General features: G+C 42.4%; 27 protein-coding genes. 10 read left to right on the forward strand and 17 right to left on the reverse strand.

Going from position 1 to position 24986, the window contains the following annotated elements; translation table 11 throughout:
* Window positions 1-797: cation:dicarboxylate symporter family transporter (locus B4C48_RS00615; protein WP_291352399.1), on the reverse strand; the 797-nt coding region annotated here is incomplete at its 3' end.
* A 411-nt stretch (window positions 798-1208) separates the two neighbouring features.
* Here B4C48_RS00615 and B4C48_RS00620 point away from each other — a divergent pair.
* Window positions 1209-2210 (forward strand): glycosyl transferase family protein, encoded by a 1002-nt coding sequence (locus B4C48_RS00620; RefSeq protein WP_291352401.1) that lies wholly within the window; start codon window positions 1209-1211, stop codon window positions 2208-2210.
* 302 nt (window positions 2211-2512) lie between these two features.
* Here B4C48_RS00620 and B4C48_RS00625 read toward each other — a convergent pair whose 3' ends face one another.
* Window positions 2513-2785: a YeaC family protein gene (locus tag B4C48_RS00625; protein WP_086199710.1), complete on the reverse strand. Its 273-nt coding sequence runs from the start codon at window positions 2783-2785 to the stop codon at window positions 2513-2515.
* Between the two features lie 3 nt (window positions 2786-2788).
* Window positions 2789-3730: an NAD(+) kinase gene (locus B4C48_RS00630; protein ID WP_291352404.1), complete on the reverse strand. Its 942-nt coding sequence runs from the start codon at window positions 3728-3730 to the stop codon at window positions 2789-2791.
* Between the two features lie 409 nt (window positions 3731-4139).
* On the opposite strand from B4C48_RS00630, the gene mrcB reads away from it, so the two are divergent.
* Together mrcB and B4C48_RS00640 are read left to right on the forward strand one after the other, a co-directional pair.
* Window positions 4140-6533, forward strand: a complete 2394-nt coding sequence (gene mrcB, locus B4C48_RS00635; RefSeq protein WP_291352405.1) for a penicillin-binding protein 1B — start codon at window positions 4140-4142, stop codon at window positions 6531-6533.
* Window positions 6534-6548: 15 nt separating this feature from the next.
* The gene (locus B4C48_RS00640; RefSeq protein ID WP_291352406.1) at window positions 6549-7115 is read left to right on the forward strand and encodes a tetratricopeptide repeat protein; all 567 of its coding nucleotides are present in this window, start codon (window positions 6549-6551) and stop codon (window positions 7113-7115) included.
* A 49-nt stretch (window positions 7116-7164) separates the two neighbouring features.
* On the opposite strand, the gene B4C48_RS00645 is transcribed toward B4C48_RS00640, so the two are convergent.
* Window positions 7165-8064 carry an NUDIX domain-containing protein gene (locus tag B4C48_RS00645; RefSeq protein ID WP_291352407.1) on the reverse strand — a complete coding sequence of 300 codons (900 nt, stop codon included), beginning with the start codon at window positions 8062-8064 and terminating at the stop codon, window positions 7165-7167.
* Window positions 8065-8203: 139 nt separating this feature from the next.
* On the opposite strand from B4C48_RS00645, the gene hemP reads away from it, so the two are divergent.
* On the forward strand, window positions 8204-8374 hold the full coding sequence (gene hemP / locus B4C48_RS00650) for a hemin uptake protein HemP (protein ID WP_291352409.1): 171 nt from the start codon (window positions 8204-8206) through the stop codon (window positions 8372-8374).
* A 69-nt stretch (window positions 8375-8443) separates the two neighbouring features.
* On the opposite strand, the gene B4C48_RS00655 is transcribed toward hemP, so the two are convergent.
* From B4C48_RS00655 to B4C48_RS00670, 4 genes are all read right to left on the reverse strand, one after another.
* On the reverse strand, window positions 8444-9781 hold the full coding sequence (locus B4C48_RS00655; protein WP_291352411.1) for a sensor histidine kinase: 1338 nt from the start codon (window positions 9779-9781) through the stop codon (window positions 8444-8446).
* Between the two features lies 1 nt (window position 9782).
* Entirely contained in the window at window positions 9783-10442 is a 660-nt protein-coding gene (locus tag B4C48_RS00660) for a response regulator transcription factor (RefSeq protein ID WP_291352413.1), read from the reverse strand.
* A 152-nt stretch (window positions 10443-10594) separates the two neighbouring features.
* Window positions 10595-10957 (reverse strand): NirD/YgiW/YdeI family stress tolerance protein, encoded by a 363-nt coding sequence (locus B4C48_RS00665; RefSeq protein WP_291352415.1) that lies wholly within the window; start codon window positions 10955-10957, stop codon window positions 10595-10597.
* 96 nt (window positions 10958-11053) lie between these two features.
* Window positions 11054-12811, reverse strand: coding sequence for a GspE/PulE family protein (locus tag B4C48_RS00670; protein ID WP_291352417.1), 1758 nt, complete (start codon window positions 12809-12811; stop codon window positions 11054-11056).
* A gap of 257 nt (window positions 12812-13068) precedes the next feature.
* Between B4C48_RS00670 and B4C48_RS00675 the strand changes: the two genes are divergently transcribed.
* Window positions 13069-14319, forward strand: a complete 1251-nt coding sequence (locus B4C48_RS00675; protein ID WP_291352462.1) for an MgtC/SapB family protein — start codon at window positions 13069-13071, stop codon at window positions 14317-14319.
* A gap of 198 nt (window positions 14320-14517) precedes the next feature.
* Window positions 14518-15513, forward strand: a complete 996-nt coding sequence (locus B4C48_RS00680; protein WP_291352419.1) for a hypothetical protein — start codon at window positions 14518-14520, stop codon at window positions 15511-15513.
* 47 nt (window positions 15514-15560) lie between these two features.
* Here the strand turns inward: B4C48_RS00680 and tsaA are convergent, their stop codons facing one another.
* Window positions 15561-16274 carry a tRNA (N6-threonylcarbamoyladenosine(37)-N6)-methyltransferase TrmO gene (gene tsaA, locus B4C48_RS00685; protein WP_291352421.1) on the reverse strand — a complete coding sequence of 238 codons (714 nt, stop codon included), beginning with the start codon at window positions 16272-16274 and terminating at the stop codon, window positions 15561-15563.
* Window positions 16275-16379: 105 nt separating this feature from the next.
* Here tsaA and B4C48_RS00690 point away from each other — a divergent pair, with 105 nt between their 5' ends.
* A complete protein-coding gene (locus B4C48_RS00690) occupies window positions 16380-17159 on the forward strand; it encodes a ferredoxin--NADP reductase (protein ID WP_092818522.1) in 780 nt (259 codons plus the stop codon).
* A gap of 62 nt (window positions 17160-17221) precedes the next feature.
* Here the strand turns inward: B4C48_RS00690 and B4C48_RS00695 are convergent, their stop codons facing one another.
* The 3 genes from B4C48_RS00695 to B4C48_RS00705 form a co-directional block, all read right to left on the reverse strand.
* Entirely contained in the window at window positions 17222-17404 is a 183-nt protein-coding gene (locus tag B4C48_RS00695) for a hypothetical protein (RefSeq protein ID WP_312158727.1), read from the reverse strand.
* A 35-nt stretch (window positions 17405-17439) separates the two neighbouring features.
* A complete protein-coding gene (locus tag B4C48_RS00700; protein ID WP_291352427.1) occupies window positions 17440-17694 on the reverse strand; it encodes a hypothetical protein in 255 nt (84 codons plus the stop codon).
* 207 nt (window positions 17695-17901) lie between these two features.
* Window positions 17902-18522 carry a cation transporter gene (locus tag B4C48_RS00705; RefSeq protein ID WP_291352464.1) on the reverse strand — a complete coding sequence of 207 codons (621 nt, stop codon included), beginning with the start codon at window positions 18520-18522 and terminating at the stop codon, window positions 17902-17904.
* Between the two features lie 79 nt (window positions 18523-18601).
* On the opposite strand from B4C48_RS00705, the gene B4C48_RS00710 reads away from it, so the two are divergent.
* The gene (locus B4C48_RS00710) at window positions 18602-19015 is read left to right on the forward strand and encodes a MerR family transcriptional regulator (protein WP_291352429.1); all 414 of its coding nucleotides are present in this window, start codon (window positions 18602-18604) and stop codon (window positions 19013-19015) included.
* A gap of 1 nt (window position 19016) precedes the next feature.
* Here B4C48_RS00710 and arsH read toward each other — a convergent pair whose 3' ends face one another.
* The 4 genes from arsH to B4C48_RS00730 all read right to left on the reverse strand — a co-directional run bounded on the left by arsH (window position 19017) and on the right by B4C48_RS00730 (window position 21704).
* On the reverse strand, window positions 19017-19721 hold the full coding sequence (gene arsH / locus B4C48_RS00715; protein ID WP_291352431.1) for an arsenical resistance protein ArsH: 705 nt from the start codon (window positions 19719-19721) through the stop codon (window positions 19017-19019).
* Window positions 19722-19824: 103 nt separating this feature from the next.
* Entirely contained in the window at window positions 19825-20880 is a 1056-nt protein-coding gene (gene arsB / locus B4C48_RS00720) for an ACR3 family arsenite efflux transporter (RefSeq protein ID WP_291352433.1), read from the reverse strand.
* 11 nt (window positions 20881-20891) lie between these two features.
* Window positions 20892-21365: an arsenate reductase ArsC gene (locus B4C48_RS00725; protein ID WP_291352435.1), complete on the reverse strand. Its 474-nt coding sequence runs from the start codon at window positions 21363-21365 to the stop codon at window positions 20892-20894.
* Window positions 21366-21380: 15 nt separating this feature from the next.
* The gene (locus B4C48_RS00730; protein WP_291352437.1) at window positions 21381-21704 is read right to left on the reverse strand and encodes a metalloregulator ArsR/SmtB family transcription factor; all 324 of its coding nucleotides are present in this window, start codon (window positions 21702-21704) and stop codon (window positions 21381-21383) included.
* A gap of 153 nt (window positions 21705-21857) precedes the next feature.
* Here B4C48_RS00730 and yegQ point away from each other — a divergent pair, with 153 nt between their 5' ends.
* On the forward strand, window positions 21858-23267 hold the full coding sequence (yegQ, locus tag B4C48_RS00735; protein ID WP_291352440.1) for a tRNA 5-hydroxyuridine modification protein YegQ: 1410 nt from the start codon (window positions 21858-21860) through the stop codon (window positions 23265-23267).
* Between the two features lie 13 nt (window positions 23268-23280).
* Window positions 23281-23535, forward strand: a complete 255-nt coding sequence (locus B4C48_RS00740) for a YfhL family 4Fe-4S dicluster ferredoxin (protein ID WP_291352442.1) — start codon at window positions 23281-23283, stop codon at window positions 23533-23535.
* Window positions 23536-23773: 238 nt separating this feature from the next.
* Here the strand turns inward: B4C48_RS00740 and ahpF are convergent.
* The coding region (gene ahpF / locus B4C48_RS00745) for an alkyl hydroperoxide reductase subunit F (RefSeq protein WP_291352444.1) at window positions 23774-24986 on the reverse strand (1213 nt) is incomplete at its 5' end.

Raw genomic sequence — 24986 nt, forward strand, 5'->3', positions numbered from 1 at the left:
TTCAAAATACTGAAACCGCAGAAACGTGCAATACTACCCAATACAATGAAAATGAACAGTAAACAAGTAATATAGAAACAGATGATGAGTTGAGCTAACTGAGCCAGTGAACCAATACCGTATTTACCAATCGTGAATGCCATCGCACCAAACGCACCAATCGGCGCAAGTTTCATGATCATGTTTACGATGTTGAAGAACACATGCGAAATTTGATCAATGAATTTGAGGACGGGTTTACCTGCATCGCCCAATTTATGTAATGCGAAACCAAACAGCAATGCGAATAAAAGGACTTGAAGAATTTCACCTTCGGCAAAGGCACCGACCACCGTGTTCGGGATGATGTTCATAAAGAAATCAAGTGTCGATTGAGATGCACCGGACTCTACATACTTCGAAATACCTGAGGTATCTAAAGTTGCAGGATCGATGTTCATACCTACACCCGGTTTTGCAATATTGATCACTACCAAACCGATAATTAATGCAAGTGTTGATACCACTTCGAAGTAGAGCAGCGCAATACCACCTGTTTTACCCACAGATTTCATGCTTTCCATACCTGCGATACCACTTACCACAGTACAGAAAATCACGGGTGCAATAATCATTTTGATGAGCTTAATAAAAGCATCACCCAATGGTTTTAATTGCTCGCCCAAGCCGGGAACACTTTGCTTAACACCGTCAACAATTACAGATGAACTTGGGTAAAAATGCCCAACAATCACACCCAAAATAATGGCAACGATTACTTGAAAATACAGCGACTTATAGATTGGTTTTTTAGCCATGACATTACTTCACGATATATTTCTTAATCAGAAATATTCAGATTTTGTCTATTTTCAAAAAATAAACAGCCCAAAACTCCTTTATCAAAGATAAAAGAGCACCAAAGCATCAAGAAACCCTCGATACTGTAAAAAAACTAAATGTGTAAATGTGCTTAAAAAAGCACATTAGGCTCTGATTAAAAATCAGAGGATTGATCAGGAGATGAACACATATTAAAACTAGGTTAAATTTTACCTGTTTTTTAAGGCTTTGTTTTGCCTCAAATGTTAAATTAGGTTAAATAATACACAGCACCTCTTAGACTATGGTCTAAATGGCTCAAATTTAATCCTCAAAATCATGCAGAAAAATAGCCAGTATCAAAGTAAACTGTAGCCATTGATCAGGGTTGATGCTGAAATTGCACTATGAATACCAAACGAAATATATATAAAGATTTTGAACATCCTTTTGCTCAGTTTGTTCGTATTGTGGGAAAAGGAAAAAATGGTGCCCGCTCCCTGACTTTTGACGAAGCCTATCAAGCATTCAGCATGATCTTAAAAGATGAAGTCTTGGATGTGCAGTTGGGTGCTTTTTTAATGCTACTTCGTGTTAAAGAGGAATCTGTAGATGAGCTGGCCGGCTTTGTACAAGCTACGCGTGATCAGCTAAACTTCAAAACACTGGATGTAGACCTGGACTGGTCATCGTATGCCGGCAAGCGTAAACATTATCCTTGGTTTTTACTGGCTGCGCTGACCTTGGCTCAACATGGCTATAAAGTGGTGATGCATGGTGCATCGGGACATACCATTAACCGTCTTTATACCGAACAGGTATTGGAATATCTCGGTTATGCTATTTGCCAAAATGACACGGATGTGGAACAGCAGTTACAACAACGCAATTTTGCCTATATACCGTTAGAAGCAATTTCTCCGATTTTGAGTGATTTGATTTCCTTACGGAATGTAATGGGCTTGCGCTCCCCTATTCATACTTTAGCGCGTCTAATTAATCCATTTAATGCCAAAGCCACGATGCAGGCTATTTTCCATCCGGCCTATCGTGCCTCACACCAGCAGGCTGCGTTTAAACTGGGCTATCAAAATAGTGCGGTGATTAAAGGTGAAGGTGGTGAGTTTGAGCGTAATCCGGATGCCAAGACCTTAATCTGCGGGATTAAAAATGGCGAACTGTACGAACATGAATTGCCTAAACTGACCGTAAGCCGTAGTCCAATTGAAGAAGAACTCGACTTGGCAGTTTTTAAAGCGGTTTGGGAAGGCAAGCAGCATCATGAATATGGCGAAATTGCAGTGACTGAAACCATGGGAATTGCGTTATATACCCTGGGTGCTTGTGATTCGTATGATGAGGCAATGCTAAAAGCCAAAGAGCTGTGGGCAAACCGAAAAATTATTTGATTAGGTTTGTAGATAAATACCCGAGTAAGTAATGCTCTATTTTGCCTTATTGTTTTTCAAACTCTAAAAAAAGCATTTAATCACATGAGATCGGCAGGACGCCGATCGTTGTGCTGTGATACAAGGATGTATTATCAGCACAACAAAGGGTTTTGTTTACTTTTGCCCTGTCAAAAGTAAAAATCCTGCCTACACAAAGTCTCCTGAAGGCTTGAAACTTTGTGTGGCCGTGATGTGCTTTAATTTAAGCTAGGAATCAATAAAAAAGACACCACAGTGTCTTTTTTATTGCACATAAATATTTAAACAAAACGAATCGGCTTAAACTCTTCGTCTTGCTTTGGATCATGTGAATCGCAGTGTTCATCTTCTTCTTTGGTACCGCGGTCAATATAGCCACTACGTTCAGTTTCAGGCAAATTTTTCATTTCCCAAGCATAAACTGCCTGCATACAGGTCTGACGCTGCTCTTTGGTGAGCGCTACGCCATTTGGCCATTTACCAATTTCCACTGCTGTCTTTAAACGCGCAACAATTTCAGGATCGAGTACGGCCAGCATTTGTTCAATATTCATCATTTAATCCTGCTGTTGTAAAGAGTCAAAATCTTGATTCCAACCCAGTTTGGTACGACAAGCGATATAGAAATCATAACCGGGTGGATGAAGGAGATTCAATTTAAATGGATGTTTACGGATATGCAAACTATCCCCAACACTGAGTGAAACACTGTGTTGACCATCGGCACTGACCATCGGCAAGACACGATTTTCACGAATAATAATCTTAATTTCGCTATGTCCACCGACCACAATGGGACGTGAAGACAAGGTATGCGGATGCATCGGCACCAAAGAAATGGCATCCATACTTGGGTGGATAATCGGTCCACCACCAGAAAGCGCATAAGCGGTAGAGCCTGTAGGGGTCGAAACAATCAAGCCATCACTATGCTGACGATAGACATACTGACCATCAATATTAAGTTCGAAGTCAATCATATGCACCGACTTGCCTGAATGTAGAACTACATCATTCAGGGCAATGGCATCATAAATACTTTCACCTTTGGAACGGATTTCCATTTCCAGCAAGAACCGGCGATCGAGCTGAAACTCGCCTTTTAGCACCTGGTCCAGTTTAAAAATAACCTCGGTCGGCTTGATATCGGTTAAAAAGCCCAAACGACCACGGTTCACCCCAATGACAGGGGTATTATGTCTGACCAGGGCACGTGCAGCATGCAGTAAAGAGCCATCACCGCCCACCACAATCACCAGATCTACCACTTCACCGAGTAAACTTCGGCTTACTGTTTGTGTGTTGCTATACGGGACTAGCGCTGCTGTTTCCGAATCAAAAACCGGATGTAAACCTAAACTTAAAAGATGGTCATGAATAAGACTTAAAGTTTCCACGACGGAGGATTTATCTGGACGGCCTATTAATCCAATGTTCCGAAAAGTTTTATGTGAAATTTGCACCTGGGTCATCGCTCCGCTACGATTCCTGCCTATCATAGCATTAACCCTGTTCATTTTAAAAAACTTTCAGTTCAGATTGCGCTGACAATCTTGCGAATTCAAAGGCTCAGCCAGTTTTTAGTCTGCTATTCAGGTCACTTTATTGGGTATGCTGGCATGACTAAAATCGGCATGGGTTTTTAGAATAAAAGTCATCCAATTTACAAAATTGCTTGTATTGGAACAACTTAGATACTGAATACTGTGGACTTGCTTTAATATGCACATATTCTTTGCAAATCCGGTTTTCATATTGAACAGAATATCTTTTATAAAATCAAAAACTCATTACAAATATTTTGTGCAGCTTATTATTATATTTTATCTCCATTCACAGATTAATTATTGCAAAAAAATGAAAAGCTTCGCATGATTAGCACAATTTATTTGGATCTTATAATCATTGATGAAGTCTGAACGCGGCATCGGTTTACTGGCTCTTATTTTTTCAATAGTAGTCATTGGCGTCTTCTTAGTTTTTAGTGTCTATTTAATCCGGATGGACAATATTGTACGTAATAAGTTTGAAGGACAACGCTGGGATATTCCGGCAAAAGTTTTTGCCCGTCCTTTGGAAATTTATACCAATGCACCCGTCAACCAGACGGACTTCACTCAAGAACTCAAACTTCTGGGCTATAAGAATTCTGATAGTTATGCCCATTCTGGCAGTTATGTCACTTCCGGTGATGCCCTGTATGTACATACCCGCGGCTTCGACTTTGGTGACAGCGTTGAACCCGAGCAAGTATTAAAAGTCACTTTTAGCGACAATCAGATTGGTGAAGTCAGTGCGACTAAACCGTCTTCTACCGGTATTGCACGTTTAGAACCTTTACTGATTGGCGGAATTTATCCACAGCATAATGAAGACCGTGTGCTGATTAAGCTCAATAGTGTGCCTAAACCGCTCATTGAAGCCCTGATATCAACTGAAGACCGTAACTTTTACCATCATCATGGCATCTCGGTTCGTGGTACAGCACGTGCTGTAGTCAGCAATATTACCGGTGGCAAACGTCAGGGCGGTTCAACCCTGACCCAGCAGCTGGTGAAGAATTTCTATTTAAGCCCAGAAAAAACTTTAAAACGTAAAGTCAATGAAGCTCTCATGGCGATGCTGATTGAACTTCATTATGACAAAGATGAAATTCTGGAAGCGTATTTAAACGAAGTGAATCTGGGACAAAATGGCAATTATTCCATTAATGGCTATGGTCTGGCATCACAGTTTTATTTTGGCTTACCGCTACGTGAACTGAATATTGCTCAACAGGCTTATTTAGTCGGTTTGGTACAAGGACCTTCCCTGTTTAATCCTTGGAAAAACCCGGAAGGCGCCAAAAAACGCCGTGATATTGTATTAAACAATATGCTGGTGATGGGCTATCTGACCCAAGAGCAATTTGAACGAGAAACTGCTCGTCCATTAAATGTCATTGCCAAGCCAACCTTGGGACCTGCCCGTTTCCCGGATTTCATGGATATTGTACGTCGCCAGCTACGCACTGAATATCAGGAAGGCGATCTGACCAATCAGGGCCTAAAAATCTTTACCACGCTGGACCCGATTGCCCAAACCAAAGTCCAGGAAGCGTTTAAAGCCTCTGTTTCACGTTTAGCCGATGCCAATCCAAAACGTTTAAAAGACTTGCAGGGCGCTGTTTTAATTTCTCATCCTGAAAATGGTGAACTGGTTGCCGCTTTAGGTTCTACCCAAGACTTTACCGGTTTTAACCGTGCCCTGGATGCAAAACGACAGGTCGGCTCTTTGCTTAAACCGGTGATTTATTTAAGTGCGATTGAATCTGGGCGTTATAACTGGGCTACACCGGTTGAAGATAGTGCATTGAACGTTTTTAGTGAAGGTAAAAACTGGACACCTAAAAACTACAGTGGTGGTGAGCACGGGATTGTTCCGATGTCCGAAGCACTGGCAAACTCCTACAACCTGGCAGCCGTACGTTTGGGTCAGGAATTTGGCATTTCGACCTTTAGCAATCACCTGAAAAAATTTGGCGTGACTTCAAATATTCCAAGCTACCCATCGATTTTCCTCGGTGCAATTGATATGTCACCGATGGAAGTAATGAGTATTTACGGCAATTTTGCAACTGGCGGTTTCAAATATCCAATCCGGTCTATTCGCTCGGTGGTGGATTCCAACGGACGCCTGCTGGACCGTTATGGTTTAACGGTACAAAGTACAATTGACCCCTCTGCAGCTTATATTCTGAATTATGGTCTGCAACAGGTCATGAGTTCTGGTACGGGGCGTGCAGCTTATAGCGCTTTCCCTGCCGACTTAAAACTGGCAGGTAAATCCGGTACCACCAATGATACCCGTGACTCATGGTTTGCAGGTTATTCAGGTAATTATGTCAGTGTAGTCTGGCTCGGTCTGGATAATAACAAGGTCACTGGCTTAACCGGTTCTTCGGGCGCACTTCCGGTCTGGATTAACGTGATGAAACAGTTGCGTCAAAAACCGGTGAACTTGCGTCAGACCGAAAATGTACAGTGGCAATGGATTGACCGTTCTAGTGGATATTTATCTGCACAAGGGTGTGAAGGTGCCATGTACATTCCATTGCTGCGCAGTAATATGCCACGCCAGGCCACTGCTTGTGGTCTACCGAGTTATCAGGTAGAGCCTGCTTACAATCCTGATACTGAAAATAATCAAGCACCTGCTGAACAAAACGATAGTATTGAAAACTATATTCGTGAAAGTGACACTGAAATGCAGAACCATGGTTCTGATAACCGGGTCATTTCAAGCGGTAGTTATGACAATTAAGAGTGAAAGTTGAGCATGAGTGGGCATTTTAAACGGTATAAATATGGACTAATCGCTTTAAGTTTAATTGGGTTTGCAGGCTGTGAAAGCCTGCCTGCTCTCGAGAGCAAACAGCCCCCGAAACCCGTACCCGCACAAAAACAGGATGTTAAAACACCCTCGGGTGTGGTTATCACGCCTTATGAACGTGAAGAAATTCAACGTAAAAAGATGCAGGTGATCGTTCCTGCTCAACAGCGCAAACAGCAGTTTGAAGATGGTCGCCGACTTCCGGCATTTCAAAAACTCATGCAAAAAACCCAACTCGCCTATAAGCAAGGTCAATGGAATGAAGCAGAAGCTGCTGCACTGCAAGCACAGCGTTTGGCACCGCAGTCCGCTGAAACCTTCTTGTATTTAGCGTTAATTGCCAATAAAAAGAATCAGCCTGCAAATGCTGAAGCCTTGGCGAAACGTGGCTTAAGTTATGCACAAACCAATGCCATGAAGAAACAACTTTGGCAGGTCATTTTGAAAACCGCACAGCAACGAAAAGATCAAAAAACCATTCAACAAGCGCAAAAAGCCCTGAAAGGCTTATAAGCTTGAGGATATATTGAACTGCTTGTCTCAATATATCCTTCCCTCTATTTTATAAAAAGCGCATCCCGGCAATGCCATAGGCACCCTGCTCTTGAGCACCCGCAAGATCACCGGCCTGCAAGCCTCCCAAGGCAAAAACCGGCAGATCAACTTGTGAAACCCAGTTCTTGAACTGCTCCCATCCCAGTGCTACCACTTCAGGATGGGTTGCGGTAGGCAATATCGGACTCAGCAAGATTGCATCACACCCTATCTGTTGCGCTTGCTGCATTGACGCCAGATCATGGCATGCCGCAAGGTAACGTTTACCGAGCTGTAAATCACCCGGCTTTAAAGCCATAAGTTGTGACTGTTTTAAATGAATGGCGGAAATGACTTGCTGTTGAATCGAGTTTAATTGCTGGTACAGATCAACATTTACAATCAGCCGCGATAACTTTTCAACACTTAATTCTGAAATTTCAATAATTTCTGCTTGTGTTCCCTCAACACGCCAATACAGTAACTGGTCTTGTCGCAACTGCTTGAATGTTTCGAGCTGATCTGAGATTTTAATTTGATGGGGCCAGTACAAACGCTGAATCATGGCTTGGTTAGCTTTGGGAAAATTTAGATTCAACAATTCTTCACGGCTATACCAGCTCCAGGGCTGTTGAATCTCGTTCAATAAAGCTGCCGGTACGCTGGCATGAAATAAGTGCAGTTTCACAATCACATCTTCATATTCATGAACAATCACATCAAACGCGTGCCAGTCATGCAGACCAATACCGACTTCCTCATAAATTTCACGGCGACAGGCGGCTAAAGGGCTTTCGCCTTCTTCAACTTTTCCTCCCGGAAATTCATGTTTATTGCCCTGATGCTGTTTTGCTTCACGCCAGCCCACCAGCACTTTGTTTTGATGCAGTAAAATTGCAATGGCAACATGAATTATGGGTTTAGACATTGCCTGTTCCTCAGCATGAAAATATTACAAAGTGTAAGCAAATTTAAGTTTTTTATAAAATCTTAAATAATCCATTGACAGCTCTATTCGATAATGATTATCATTTAAACCATTCAATATATACCACGGAGTCGAAGGAATGAACGCACCATTTAGCTTGTTTACCCGTAATCATGACACAGCTCACTCACTACCGATGTTGCACTCGAATAACCTGTTTTCTTTAGGTCGAGAAATCCGGATTATGCATGCCGGAGAAGAATACCGTCTACGCTTAACCCGTAATAATCGTCTTATTTTGACCAAATAAAAATAATTCACTCAACAAGAATAAACGTGGAAACAAGCAGTATGAGCGCAAACATACTGCTTTTTAGCGCTACATATTCATTAAAAATTTCAGCTCGACTTTTAACCCGCCATGCGCCGATTTGGAAAAATGAATTTCTCCTGCATGTAATTCAATAATCTTTTTACAAATTGACAGTCCCAGTCCTGAACCTTGGGTTCTAGTTCCCAATGCCCGATAAAAGCGCTCACCTAGCCGTTCTAAAACCTCATCTGTCACGCCCTGTCCATCATCTTCAATAGTGAGGCTGATATATTGCTGCTTTTGTTGCATATCAATAAATATATGACCATTTTGCCCTGCATAACGAATGGCATTATCAATCAGGTTCCGAATACAGCTAAAGATTAGCTTTTCATTTCCTATGATATAAAGCTGAGGTAAAACCTGAGTCTGGATCTGAATGTTTTTATCTACGGCAAAGGGCTGTAAGGCTTGCAGGACCTCGTTGATCATAATATTCAAATCAATATTAGTTTTAGGCAGCTGCTGGATATTGGTCGGATCCAGTCTTGCCAGTAACAGCAGGTTTTCTAATACCTGGGTACCGCGATTGACATCATTTTGAATGCTGACCAACTCCTGCGCCAAGTCCGGATATTTACGTTTCAACACCTGTAAACGCATCTGGATGGCGGAGAGAGGTGAACGTAACTCATGCGAGGCATCTGCGGTAAAACGCTGTTCTGCCAGCAAAGATTGTTCCAGTCGCTGTAATAAGCGGTTCAGCTGCACGACCATCGGTTGTAATTCTTTGAACTCGGGCACCTGCTGCAGGATCGGCCTAAGATCATCGGCATTTTTTTCTGCAATGTTTTTAGACAATTGCTGAATCACTTTAAATTGACGTTGCACGGCGAAATGCAAAATCAGCCACTGAACTAACCAGAGCAAGATTAAAACCAGGCCATAGCCCATGACATTTTGAGCCAGATCCTTAAAGCGCTCTCCTATCGGCTGCAATACCAGTACCGACATATTCAGTTCAGCATCTTCAGCGTTGTAGATACGCCACAATTGCTGATCCTGCCAAATCAAGTCATAACCTTGAGCTGAATGGTTTTCAAGCTTTGAAGATGGAGGGCTCAAATGAAAATTTTTTGATTCAGCCAGTACCTGATGCTGATCTTTTAACTGGTATTGAATATCAAATTCATCACTGAGTTCATCAACCTGTTGCCCTGAACTCCTGGTTACATCCGAAATCAACAGCATATCTGCAATTTCATCCATGATCTGGTCTTGCACCAGCATGGTCTGGTACAGCGAGATTCCTACAAAAAGCAGCAAGGCCAATATCCCAGCCAGCATTGAACTGAATAATGAGGTCTTGATTAACTGTGTTTGTAGAGAAATGCGGGATGACATATTAATCCTGACTCATGCGATAGCCCAAACCACGAATGGTTTTGATATATTGGCTGCCAATCTTTTTACGTAATTGATAGATAAACACTTCTATGGCATTGCTTTCGATTTCATCACCCCAGGCATAGAGTGATTCTTCCAGTTGTTCACGGGTGACCACCTGTTCCGGCCTTTGCATCAGCTTATGTAGAATCTGAAATTCTTTGGCGGTTAAATTGACGGTTTGACCATCTTGAGTAAGCGTCTTGCCTTGTGAATCTAAAACCAGATTTGCATATCGCAAATATTGATCGGCACTGCTTTGATGCTGGCGTAATTGCGAACGCACACGTGCAGAAAGTTCTTCCAGGCTAAAAGGTTTGACCAGATAATCATTGGCGCCCAAATCCAGCCCTTCAACGCGGTCATGAATACTGTCGCGCGCGGTGATAAAAATCACCGGGGTTTGTTGCTGCTGCGCACGTAAAGTTTTAAGAATCTCGTCGCCCGTGGCTTTAGGTAGCCCGCGATCAAGCAGAATACAATCATACTGATGCTGTTCAATGGCTAAAATGGCGTGATCACCACGTTCGACCCAGTCAATATTATAGCCATCCATTTCTAACCATGTTTTGATGCTCTCTGCTTGGGAAGCATCATCTTCTGCCAGTAAGATTCGCATGTGTTGTTCTCAAATATTTGGCACATTGTAGTTTTAAGATAGCATGTTTTTAAAAAGCAGCTTAAATCAAAAAGACCACATGAATCATTCATATGGTCTTGGGAAGAGGCTATGTCAGCCACTGATCACTTTATTTTAACTGCTCAATTTGTTTAGAATTGAACCGAATCAACATCAATCTCAACACGTTTCGCTGGTTTGTAGTCAATGTCTACTTCACCTATAAGAGTTACAGGTGTTTTGGCATTCACGGCTTTACCGTGCCATAACTCATCATCAATCTCGACCGTAATCGTACCGGTATTGTCACGGAACTGGTATTTTTCATCACCTACCGATTTCACCACATAACCTTTTAACTGTACCTTGCTGTCATCTTTCAAGGTCAAAGCTTGTTTAACCGTAGTGGTTTTTTGTGGTGCAATTGCAGTTTGATTGATTGCGGTATTGGCTAAAGCAAAAGTAGATGCACCGACCAGACCCGTAATTAAAGCTGCTTTAGAAATCATGTTCATTGTGACGCCCTCATCTTTATCTATCATTTCGATAGGGTTATTAAAACAAACCAAGATGAGGTGAATCTTAAGATTTCTTCATTTTTAAACAATATTTCAATTCAGCGGCACAACACGTAACACTTCTTCCAACGTGGTCATGCCTGCCAGAACTTTGCGAGCCCCTGCAATACGTAGCGGTTCAACGCCCTCTTTCTTCGCCTGATCACGGAGCTGGTTTAAAGTCGCATCTGCACCAATCAGCTGTTTGGTCGCCAGGCTTAAAGGCATAAATTCATAAATACCGACTCGCCCTCTATAGCCGGTATGGCGACATTCTTCACAACCCACCGCCTGAAACACGAAGTTTGGCATTTCTAGCGAATAATCGAAGGTTAAATGCTTCCATTCCTGTTCATTGATAAAGCTTTCCTGTTTGCAATGCGGGCAAAGTTTACGCACCAGACGTTGTGCTAATACTCCCAGTATCGTGGCTGAAGTTAAAAATGGCTGCACCCCTAAATCATGCAAACGGGTCAGACTTGATGGTGCATCATTGGTATGTAAGGTAGATAACACCAGGTGACCGGTTAATGCGGCCTGAATCGCCATATTGGCGGTATCATGATCACGAATCTCCCCGACCATAATAATATCCGGGTCCTGACGCATCAGGGCACGAACTCCATCGGCAAAACCTAAATCAATGCCCTGATTCACCTGCATCTGGTTAAAGCTTGGTTCCAGCATCTCGATCGGATCTTCAATGGTACAGACATTGACTTCTTCAGTTGCCAGCTGTTTGAGTGAAGAATAGAGCGTTGTGGTTTTGCCCGAACCGGTTGGACCTGTCACTAAAATAATGCCATGACTATGCGAAGTCAGCGCCTGCCAGTCGTTCAGCAAACTGCCTTCAAAACCCAGCTGCTGAAAACTGCGTACCAAGACTTCCGGATCAAAAATACGCATTACCATTTTTTCGCCAAAAGCGGTCGGCAAAGTGGATAAACGCAGTTCCGTTTCCTGCCCTTTGGGGGTACGGGTTTTTAAACGGCCATCTTGCGGTTTGCGTTTTTCCGCCACATTCATACGGCCTAAAATTTTAATCCGTGAAATCACGGCGGTCAGGGTATTGGCCGGCATTTTATAAATGGTATGCAATACCCCATCAATACGGAAACGCACCTTACCTGTATCTTTTCTTGGCTCCAGATGAATATCACTCGCACCTTGCTCAAAAGCGAACTGCAATACCCAATCCACCAGCTTGACAATATGCTGGTCATTGGCATCCGGGTTTTGTGTATCGCCCAGTTGCAACAGTGCTTCTACGCCTTTGTTGTCACGGTCGTAAGCACTGGATTTTTGCGATGAACTGACTGCACGGCTCACCTGATAGTATTCCACCAGATAGCGCTGCAACTGATCTGGGCTAAGCAATACACGCTGGATTTTCTTTGGTGCAATGCTATGTTCAAGATTGGCCACCCATTCCGTTTTAAAAGGTTGGTCGGTAGCGATCAGGACTTTATCCGGCTGAATTTCGACGGCCAGAATTTTATTACGTACGGCAAATTCTTGCGACATGATATTGGTCAAGGCGCCTACATCGGCCTTTAGGGGATCAATAATATAAAAAGGAATATTGGCTTTTTCTGCAATCCACTGGCACAGGCGGTTTAAGGTCAGGGTACTTTGCGGATGCGCCTGATCGACCAGATTAAAGTGTGCAATCCACTGCAAAGGATGCCATTTCAGTTGCTCACGCTGACGGTGTGTGGTTTGGATCAAGAGCTTATTGCGCTCGGTAATCCGGCCATCTTTTTGTAGTTGTTCCAGACACCAGGATGTATCCATTTCAAAATTAAACTTCATTGTTATATGCCCCAAAACATTCATCCACTATAGCAAACTAAACTGGATCTCGCCTCAGTCCGGTTTAGAAAAATATTCACCCTATCTTTTTCTAAACTGATCGATATGTCCGTTTACTTCAGAATAAACGATAGCCTGCTTTGATGAGGATTATGCTTTTACTTTCGGACATTTATAGCCAATAATGCCAAATATGCCGTTTAATTAGACAGCTGAGTTTCCATTGCCCAACCGAGTGGATGAATCCTGTGAATAATATGCTGAATCTGTCCCTGCAAACGACGTCGTTCCAAGAATTGCTGATGATTATGGCAGCGGCCTTGGGTTGTGGCTTGCTGATCGGTCTGGAACGTGAACGCAGCAAGCAACGTGAAAACCAGCATAGTTTTGCCGGGGTACGTTCGTTTGCAATCTGCGCTTTACTGGGTGCCTTATGTTTTGCATTTGGCGATATCTTTGGCGTGATTGGCGCGCTGATTGTTGGCGGTATCGGTATTTTTTCACTTAAAAACCAGCTGCAAGATCCTGGGGTCACTACCGAACTGGCTTTCGTCATGACTTATTTTATCGGTGCGCTGTGCGTCTGGAACATTACCTTGGCTGCCAGTCTCTCTGTAATACTAACCTTCATTTTAATGATGAAACGTTCCATGCATGGGATTGCCGGAACATGGATTACCGGAGCAGAGCTTAAAGATGGCGTATTTTTACTGGCGCTGATCTTAATTGCCTTGCCGCTGACCCCCGATACGCCTTTATGGGGCAATGTGCTTAATCCACATATTATTTTAAAACTGCTCACCCTGATTCTTATCGTGCAAGCATTGGCACACATTGCCAAGCGCTTACTTTCCAGTAAAAAAGCGCTGATGCTTTCTTCAATCGCTTCCGGATTCGTATCCAGTACTGCAACCATTGCGCATTTAGGCATACAGGTCCGCAATCAAGAGGCCGATGCCCGCTCCAATGCCGGTGCAGCACTGATGTCATGTATATCTACTTTGGTACTTTTATTGATTGTGGTAGGCGGTGTCTCTTTAGGCTGGCTAAAGCTGCTGACATTTCCTTCACTCATTGCTATCGCTATTTTAGCATTATGCGCTTACTGGCTTTTACGGAAAGCAGAACCGGTCGAAAAAGCAGAACCGGTAGATAGTGCCATGTTTAGCTTAAAAGAGGCAGCCATTATTGCGGGAATGCTAACGGTCATTCAGGCAGGTGTGCATGGCTTGGAACTTTTACTCGGTGATTCCGGTTTAATTGCAGGTACACTGCTGGCGTCACTGTTTGAAATTCATGCTGCTGCGGCCGCTGTCGTTGTTCAAGGTGAACCTGAAAATAGCAGTTTACTCTATGCAATGATATTAGGTCTGGCTGCTCATGCCATTTCTAAATCTATTAATGCAGCCATAAGTGGAGGATTAAAATTTGCACTATATTTTGCACCAGTGCAAATTTTGCATATGGCTGTTTTAATTGGGGTACTTTGGTGGATGGTGCAGCGTTAAGTTGAATTTTATTATTAACTATTATTAATCAATTAAAATATCTCTTTAGTTAAATTTAAAATAATGATTTTATTACTATTTTTAAATGTAACAATTAATCATTTACATGATTTAATTAATAATTAATGATTGACGTAATTTTTTATCTCTTAAAACAAAACTTAAATTTTTTAATCAACAATAAGGGGGCGTTATAACATGAAACTTAAATATCTGAGCTTAGCAATTATCACAGCATTCACTTTGACTGGCTGTGGAGGCGGCGGAGGTGGCTCAGACGGCGTCTACCAAGGTATAGATTCTGGATCTGCCGAAGGAAATCAAAATTTTCAACAATGGCATTATTTTGAAATTGAAGCTGGCTATGCAGTCAATGAACCACTTGAATTTGTTCATAATACCTTTACTCTTGATCAGGGCAACGTATATGTTCAAGATGACGCGCCTACACCAGACAATGACATTCTTGTTACTCAAGATGGTGTTTATCAAGAGTTAGGACCAAAAAATTCCAAATATGGATATTTAGCAGGAACAGGTTCTTTGAATAATTTAGTGTTTACACATAAGCCTTATTCTCCTGTTGGCTCAACCGGTCTTGTATTTACCACAAATTTCAAAAAAATTGACCTCAACGGCAAAAATGCTTTAGCGACATTAGAGTCCAGAGATCAATGGGATATTGTAAATAATTCAATTCCAAATATTTCTGCACAGCGCCTTGCTTATTATAATTCGGTCAAAGACCTAACTTTCCCTGCGGGTGCATATTGCTTACAAGTTAGTATTCGCAGCAATAATCAAGAGAATATTTATCTCTACACCAGTGACGAGAGTGACGAAAAATTCGCTTTTGATGGTTATGCAGCAGACTATGCCCAAAATGACAAGCACATCTTTAAGAAAACCTATAAAGACACCATTGCCTACTTATATTCCTATGACAGTACAGATGCAAACGCAACTTATGGCGCGGCAGAATATAAAGGCGACTACTATGGTGCTGGGCGTTATCTAAAAGGAGTTGAATACAGCCTAGCTCAGTACATTCAAGAACAAAAGGACAAATTAAGCAGTACATTAACTGAAGCAGAGCGCAAACTGGCTATCGAGGACATTGAAACCTTGAACAATGAATGCAGCTGGTATAATGACACCGCTGCACAATTTATGCAAAACTCAATGAAACTTTAAACTGCTCAAGCGAGCGACATCAGAAAAGGAGCTTAAAGCTCCTTTTTTTACGTCAAAATTTCGAGAATTTGCACCTTATGGTCATCCACCTTAAACTTCACATTCAAGTCGGCAAACAACATGCCATATACTCGCTTCGCATCATTTTGATAAGCCGGTCTTGGATCAAGCGATAAAACCTGCTCCAGTTCATTCACAATTTGACTATTTAGCCTGCGAATTTTCATTAAATCCTGCTTTTGCTGTTCGGCACGTTCTGTCCAGATCACAAGCCTTCGTTCAGGTTCATCCTGTGCATAACCACTTTGAGCATCCAGCACTGCATCTGAATATTGAATATAGGGTTTAATATCGACAATCGGCGTGCCATCCAGAAGATCGCTGCCTGTCACATACACACGTAAAGACTTGCCGACTTTTTTCACGTCTTTCAGCTGGACAACGGATAAACCGATGGGTGATGGCCGGTACATGCTGCGCGTGGCAAATACCCCGATTTTTTTATTGCCCCCCAGACGCGGTGGACGAACTTGCGGTCTAAAATTTTGACTTTGCTGCTGATTTTTATTGTCATGAAACTGCCACAACAGCCAGAGATGACTAAATTCCTCAATCCCTTCAAAAGCGGTTAAATCATTATAAGGCTCAACCATTTCAATATAGGACTCGACCTGTACCAGATTGGGTTGGCGTGGAATGCCAAATTTTTCTTTATAAGGCGATTTCATATACCCGATTATTGGCATTTTAAGCTCAGTCATAATCACTTTTTCTGATAAGTTCAATTAAATATATTCAGTTTATCGAGAATGTTTTTAGATTAGAATAGTAAGCTGTTCTAATTTGATAACTTATTGAGACCTTTAATGGCTGCTTTCAACGTCGAAAAGATTACTCACGTCCACCACTGGAATGACACTTTATTCTCTTTTAAAACCACTCGTGACACTGCATTGCGTTTTAAAAACGGACAATTTGTGATGATCGGTCTTGAAGTGAATGGTAAGCCTTTAATGCGCGCTTATTCAATTGCAAGTGCTAACTATGAAGAAGAATTAGAGTTTTTCTCTATTAAAGTTCCAGATGGTCCTTTAACTTCTATTCTGCAAAAAGTAAAAGTGGGTGATGAAATCCTGGTTTCTAAAAAACCTACAGGTACTTTGGTTCTGGACGATTTGAACCCGGGTAAAAACTTGTACCTTCTTTCTTCTGGTACCGGTCTTGCTCCATTCCTGTCTGTGATTCGTGACCCTGAAACCTATGAACGTTTTGAAAAAATCATCGTGGTTCACGGTACACGTTTCATTTCTGAACTGGCTTATCAAGATTTGATTCTCAACGAAATTCCAAACCATGAATTCTTCGGTGAGTTAGGTGCTAAAGAAAAATTGGTGTATTACCCAACTGTAACGCGTGAAGATTTCCATACTCAAGGTCGTGTCACCACTGCCATTGAATCTGGTCAATTGTTCGAAAAAATCGGTCTGCCACGTTTTAACCCGGAAACTGACCGTGCAATGCTTTGCGGTAGCCCTGCATTCCTGGACGACGTTGCGGCTCTTCTTGACCAACATGGTCTAAAAGAATCTCCACGTATGGGCGTTTTAGGCGACTACGTCATTGAACGTGCATTCGTTGAAAAATAAGATACTTTGAATCATAAAAAACCGAGGTGAATGCCTCGGTTTTTTTAAATCTAAGGATTTAATTATTTACCTCTGCCTTCTTGATTAGCTTGCCCAGTACAACCTGCACCGCCACCAATCACAAAGCCAAGTTCTGCTTTACATGAACCAATCATGCGTCCATTAGAATCAAATGTGGTTACTGTTGAAGCACAGCCTGATAATAATACAGCAACTGTCAAAGCCAATAAGCTCGAAATTTTCATCATGTTTTTCCCTACTATAAAATTTTTAAAAATCATTAATTATCTAAAAGTATAATTTTCGATGATTTAGGGGGTTGTGGTAACAATCCTGAATTTTGATCGACGTTTGAATAATCCACGCCTTCAGAATTGGCCCCACCGTAACAAATTGCGCGAGCCCCCAATATAAAACCCGAAGTGGCTTTGCAGGAACCAATCACTTGACCCGTTGCATCATAGGTCACCACTTTCGCGCTACACCCGGTGATTAACACCACAGTACCCGCGCATAAAATTTTAATTAATTTCACTAAACCCCCTACTAAAATTCTCTAAAACGTCCAATTTATTTTGAGAAATTATTTACATTCCTTATATTTAGTTTGAATTCTATCAAAATGTTTTTATTTGTAAAGCAGTAAATATTATGTGAATTGGATATGTATTCTTATTTAGACATGATTTTAATTCATATAAAAAAGCCGCTCTTAGGCAGCTTTTTATAAGAACTTTATTATTTACATAACTACGTACTTATGCTCTTTCCGTTCCTGCAATGCTTTATTAATCACCCGATAGCCTGCGGTTAAACCGAGTACTGACATAATGATTGCCACGATAATATCCGGCAACATGCTGCCCGTACCAAACACTCCTACCGCGGCTAAAATCACTGCAACATTCCCAATCGCATCATTACGGCTACACAACCAGACCGATTGCATATTGGAATCGCCATCTCTAAAAGCATATAAAAAGGCAGCTGAAACCACATTCGCAATTAAAGCCAACACCCCAATAAGTCCCATGGTAATTGCTTCAGGTGGAATCCCTTGCATATAGGCATAAATCACTTTGCCCATGACCACAAAACCGAACACAGCCATGGTGATGCCTTTGAGCAAGGCAACTGTTGCTCTCCAATATAAACTCATGCCCAATACGGCAAGTGAAATAGCATAATTCACCGCATCGCCAAAGAAGTCTAAGGAATCCGCCCAGAGTGCCGATGAATGTGCATAAGCCCCACCAATCAATTCAATCAGGAACATGGCCAAATTAATAAATAATGCAATCCATAAAGCGGTACGAAATTTACTGTTCATTTTTGGCGGTTCAGGTGTGCAACAGCAAGCCATATTTTTCTCCATTACTTTCAACATCTGATGTATTATTCTTATTCAAAACTATGGACTAACTCCAAGGTCAAGCCATCCCATGAAATCAGATAAAAAATATTTAATTAAAGATTTGGCCAATAGGACTCAGCTCAGCACTGACACGATCCGTTTTTATGAAAAAAGGCAGCTGATCCAGCCGAGTTTTCGGGCAGCCAATAATTATCGTTATTATGATGATGAAACACTGAAACGGCTGATTTTTATCAAGCGTTGCCGTGCACTGGATATGTCGCTCAAGGAAATTGAGTTATTGATTCAGCTTGAACAAAAACCTGAGCAAGACTGTTGTGTAGTGAATAACGTTATTGATGAACATTTAAGCCATATTGAGCGCAAAATTTCCGAATTGCAAAAGTTTCAGCTGCAACTGCAACAACTCAGACAATCTTGCGCTACCCAAACCACCATTGATCATTGCCAGATTTTAAAACGGCTGGAATCTGCTGAATGAATCAGATGAACTTTTGATTCACCCGTTTTGAAAGTTCAGCCGCAGATTCTTTACGTTCTGAATAACGATGGGTTAAGTAACCGGCCTGTCCACGCGTCAGCAAGGTGAATTTATATAACTCTTCCATTACATCGACAATCCGGTCGTAATACGAAGATGCTTTCATTCGCCCCTCCTCATCAAATTCCATAAATGCTTTGGCAATGGAAGATTGATTTGGAATGGTGATCATCCGCATCCAACGTCCTAAAACCCGCATTTGATTTAAAGCATTGAAGGATTGCGATCCACCACAGACCTGCATTAAAGCCAAGGTTTTACCTTGGGTGGCACGAATGGCTCCTGCCGCGAGTGGAATCCAGTCAATTTGCGCTTTCAAAATCGAACTCATCGAACCATGCCGTTCTGGAGAACACCACACCATACCTTCTGCCCAAGCCAGTAAGGTATGTAATTCCTGCACTTTAGCATGCGAAGTTTCTGCATCTTCGGGTAAGGGCAAACCTTTGGGATGGAAGATTTTCACCTCCGCGCCAAAATGCTCAAGAATACGCCCAGCTTCCAGCACTGCCAGGCGACTATAAGAGCGCTCCCGGTTTGAACCATAAAGCAATAAAATACGCGGTGGATGGGCCAATTCCTTGGCCTGAACCTGCCCAAAGTTGGGTGTCGGTAATAAATCTAAATCAATATTCGGTAATGACATTTTCAGCTCACATTTATTTTATGAACATTCTTCTTAATTCCTCCCTCTGCGGTTAGAAAGGATAAAGAACATTTAAACAAGAATTTCTTTCATTCCTTGCCAATTAATCAGCAATACGAGTCTCATTGCTATAAAACTTTTTACGCAGCCAAAGTGACACGCTGACTAAAGCAATCAGCACAGGCACTTCCACCAATGGACCAATAATGGTGGTAAATGCCACAGGCGAAGCCAAACCGAATGTAGCAATAGCAACGGCTAAAGCCAGTTCAAAGTTATTCCCCGCTGCGGTAAAAGAAATGGCTGTGGTGCGTGGGTAGTCATTTCCCATCCATTTGCTCATAAAGAAACTGATAAAGAACATCAATACAAAGTAAATGGTCAATGGAATCGCAATACGCAATACGTCCATTGGCAAGCTAACGACATCTGCACCTTTCAGACTAAACATCGCCACAATGGTAAACAGTAGTGCAATCAAGCTGAGCGGACTAATCTTGGGAATAAATTGAGTTTGATACCACAGCAAACCTTTGGCTTTAACCAGAAATAATCGGGTTAGAAAGCCCAACAAAAATGGAATGCCCAAATAGATCAGCACCGCCTGGCTAATGGTCCAGAAACTGACATCAATCACTTGTCCGCCCACACCAAAGTAAGGCGGCAAGTAACTTAAAAACAGCCATGCATAAGTACTGAAAAACAGAATCTGGAAAATACTGTTAAATGCCACCAATGCCGCGACATACTGGTTATCGCCACAAGCCAGATTATTCCAGACCAGAACCATGGCAATACAACGCGCCAGGCCAATCAAAATCAGACCGGTCATATATTCCGGATAATTTTGCAGGAAGATCATTGCAAGACCAAACATCAAGCATGGTGCAATCAGCCAGTTTTGTACCAGAGATAAAATCAGGGTGCGTTTATCCTGAAACACCTGCGGTAAAGCGGCATAATCTACTTTGGCCAATGGCGGATACATCATTAAAATCAGACCGAATGCAATGGGTAAATTTACCGACCCTACACTCATTTGATTTAAAGCAGAGGATGCCTGGGGCAAATACACACCCATAGCAACGCCTAAAGCCATGGCAATAAAAATCCACAACGTTAGATTTCGATCAAGAAAAGACAATTTTCTAGCAGTCATAACCTTCTCGATTAGGCAATTTCAGAAATTTTTTCGATTTCTTTGCTTAATTCTTCAACAGATAAATGGGCTAAATCTAAGGCAAAAAAAGCATCAAAACGACGGTTAATATGCTCCACGGTTTGCATAAAGGCCTTCATTTTTTCATCTTCAGAAACATCTAAATGCGAAGGATCTTCCAGTCCCCAATGTGCCTTAATGGCTTTACCCAGATACAAGGGGCAAGGTTCTTGAGCTGCTGAACCGCACACGGTAATGACCACTTGCGGATTAAACTGTTCACAATCCTGCATGGTTTTACTGGATAAACCTTGCGTCGATATTCCCAAATTTTGCAGGGTTTTCAATGTTAAAGGATGAACTGTTCCAGTAGGTTTGCTACCGGCGCTACAGGCACTAAAGCCCTGCGGTGCACGGGCATTAAAAAGTGCTTCCGACAAAATACTACGGCAGCTATTTCCGGTACATAAAAAAAGAAAATTCATTATTATTCCAATCACTTATTCACAACAATTTAAAGATTCGCAGTGAGATAAATTCACAGCATTAAAACGGTCATTTTGTACAGCAACGCTGTCTAAAACGTCCAGACACCACTGCGGTAAATCCGCTTGCAAGCTGTAATAAATCCACTGCCCTTGACGCCGATCTTGCAAAACTCCACTGCTACGTAACAGCGCCAAATGTCGTGAAATTTTTGGCTGGCTCAAGTCCAAAGTTGCGGTTAAATCGCAGACACATCGTTCGCCCTGTTTCACAATCAGCATGAGAATGTCCAGGCGTGTCTGATCGGCAAGACATTTAAAAAAATTGACTGAATCCATAAGATATATATGTATATACGTATTCCCATATATATTAATGAAAATTTGATGACATTACGATGACGGGTTTGATAATTCCGAGTTTTTTACTAGGTTGAATCATTTTTTTAGTTCTCTACAATAAAGCCATAGTTTTTTTATGCCTTTAATGACATGACCATTTCACACGTAACCGAACTTCTCTCTCCTGCCGGCTCGCTGAAAAACATGCGCTATGCATTTGCTTATGGTGCCGATGCGGTCTATGCCGGACAGCCGCGTTATAGCTTACGTGTACGTAACAATGCTTTTGATCATGACAATCTAAAAATTGGCATTGCCGAAGCTCATGCTTTGGGCAAAAAATTCTATGTGGTGGTCAACATTCAGCCGCATAACAGCAAACTCAAAAATTTCATCCGTGACTTAGAACCTGTGGTTGCCATGCAACCTGATGCCCTGATTATGTCCGATCCGGGCTTAATCATGATGGTGCGTGAAAACTTTCCGCATGTGGCGGTACACCTTTCGGTTCAAGCTAATGCAGTCAATTGGGCAACGGTAAAATTCTGGAAAAATATGGGTCTCACTCGTGTCATTTTGTCACGTGAACTTTCTATCGAAGAAATTGAAGAAATTAAAAATCATGTGCCTGACATGGAAATTGAAGTTTTCGTGCATGGTGCATTATGTATGGCTTATTCCGGTCGTTGCCTGCTTTCTGGCTATATGAACAAACGTGATGCCAATCAAGGCGCGTGCACCAATGCCTGTCGCTGGGACTATAAAATTCACGAAGCAGCTGAAGATGAAAGTGGAGATGTGATTCCAGTTCAACAAATTGAAGAATCGTTCCAACAAACGTCATGCTGCAAAAACAAAGATGCCGATGAGCAACACGCCCTAAAACAACACCAATTTGGCGAGCCGGTTTTATTACAACGCAATGAAGAGGACATGTTTGCCGCTGAAGAAGACGAACATGGCACCTACTTCATGAACTCCAAAGATTTGCGTGCAGTACAGCATGTCGACCGTCTAACCAAGATGGGTATTCATTCCTTGAAGATCGAAGGTCGTACCAAGTCTTATTTCTACTGCGCGCGTACTGCCCAGATTTACCGTAAAGCGATTGATGATGCACTTGAAGGCAAACCTTTTGATCCAGCATTGATGACTCAACTGGAGGGCTTGGCAAATCGTGGTTATACCGAAGGTTTCCTGCGCCGTCATATTCATAGTGAATATCAAAATTATGAAACGGGTTCATCGCGTTTTGATCATCAACAATTTGTAGGCGAAGTATTAGAGCGTAACGGTGACTACATCAAAATTGAAGTCAAAAACCGTTTTGTGGTCGGCGATTCACTTGAGCTGATGACGACGAAAGGCAATATCACTTTTACTTTAACACAAATGAAAGATAAAAAAGGTAATCTGATTGAAGATGCCAAAGGCTCAGGCCATGTGGTGGATATTCCAGTTCCTGCAGATGTCGATATGAACTATGCCCTGCTGATTCGCAACTTACCGAATTCGACGGCTGATATTTCGGCTTCATCTTTAGCTTACCAAGCGGTTTGAGTGTCCAGACAAAATGGCTTTGCTGATTACTGACAAATGTATCAACTGCGATATGTGTCTGCCGGAATGTCCGAATGATGCGATTTATGAGGGCGATAAAGTGTATGAAATTGATGTAAAGCGCTGTACAGAATGCGTTGGCTTTTATGAGCACCAAACCTGTATAGCGGTATGTCCAATTGAGTGCATTATTCCGCATCCTGAACATGTGGAAACGCAAGAACAATTGCTGCAGAAGTTTAAGGCTTTGAATTTATTTAACTCGTAATCCAACAGATGAAAGTGGAATAAAACTTGCTTGATTCAACGAAGTAACCTTGGGGAAAGAACAATAAAAAAAGCGCAAAATAAAAAATGTATAAAATTAAAATAACGAGGGAAATGGTAGCGATAAAAAAAAGAACCCAGAGTTAGCGTGCTGAGTTCCTATAAACAGGGTAAAACAAGAACTTGGGGAACTAGAGCCAAAGTGTCTATGTCTACATAGCCACTTTGGCTTTTTTTATTTATTGCCCGGAACGGATAATGTAATCAAAAGCAGACAGGGATGCTTTCGCGCCTTCACCGGTGGCAATGATGATCTGCTTGTACGGCACGGTGGTACAGTCACCTGCTGCAAATACACCCTTGACACTGGTTTCGTTGCGCTCGTTAATCACAATCTCGCCGCGGTTGGAAAGTTCCACTTTCGATGCTTTCAGGAAGTCGGTATTTGGCAACAAACCGATCTGCACAAAGATTCCCGCCAGTTCCACCGTGTGCTCTTCATCCGTGGCACGGTCTTTATATTTCAGCGCAGTCACCTGTGAACCGTCACCGACCACTTCTGTTGAAAGTGCATTCATGATCACGGTGGTATTTGGCAAGCTGTTGAGTTTGTCCTGCAAGACCTGATCCGCACGCAGTTTGGTATCAAACTCAACCAAGGTTACATGCTCGACAATCCCGGCCAGGTCAATCGCCGCTTCTACACCCGAGTTCCCGCCACCAATCACCGCCACACGTTTGCCTTTGAACAGTGGACCATCACAGTGCGGGCAGTAGGCCACACCACGGGTTTTGTATTCCTGCTCACCCGGAACATTCATCTCTCTCCAGCGTGCACCGGTCGACAGGATGATGGTTTTCGATTCTAACTTCGCACCATTTTCCAGCGTCACTTCCACCAGACCATTCGCGGTTTCATCTGCACCTTTAATCGCCGCCACTTTTTGCAGGTTCATGATGTCGACCTCATAAGCGCGGACATGCGCTTCCATTTCAGCGGCAAATTTCGGCCCTTGGGTTTTCTGCACTGAAGTGTAGTTTTCAATGTCCATGGTATCCATGACCTGACCGCCAAAGCGTTCCGCTACAATCCCGGTTTGAATGCCTTTACGCGCGGCATAGATGGCAGCAGTGTTGCCTGCAGGTCCGCCGCCAATCACCAGCACATCAAAAGCGTCTTTGGCATTGAGTTTCTCTGCCTCTTTGGCTGATGAACCGGTATCCAGTTTGGCCACGATTTCTTCTAAGGTCATGCGGCCCTGACCAATATGTTCACCATTCTGGAACAGCATCGGTACCGCCATGATTTTGCGCTGTTCCACTTCGTCCTGGAAAAAGGCCCCGTCAATCATGGTCGCTGTTGCACCCGGATTGTGAATGGCAATCAGGTTGAGCGCCTGTACCACGTCCGGACAGTTATGGCAGCTTAAGGAGACAAACACCTCGAAATCA

Origin of the sequence: Acinetobacter sp. UBA3106, from assembly GCA_002365595.1 — a bacterium.
In the GTDB taxonomy this organism is placed as follows: Bacteria; Pseudomonadota; Gammaproteobacteria; order Pseudomonadales; family Moraxellaceae; genus Acinetobacter.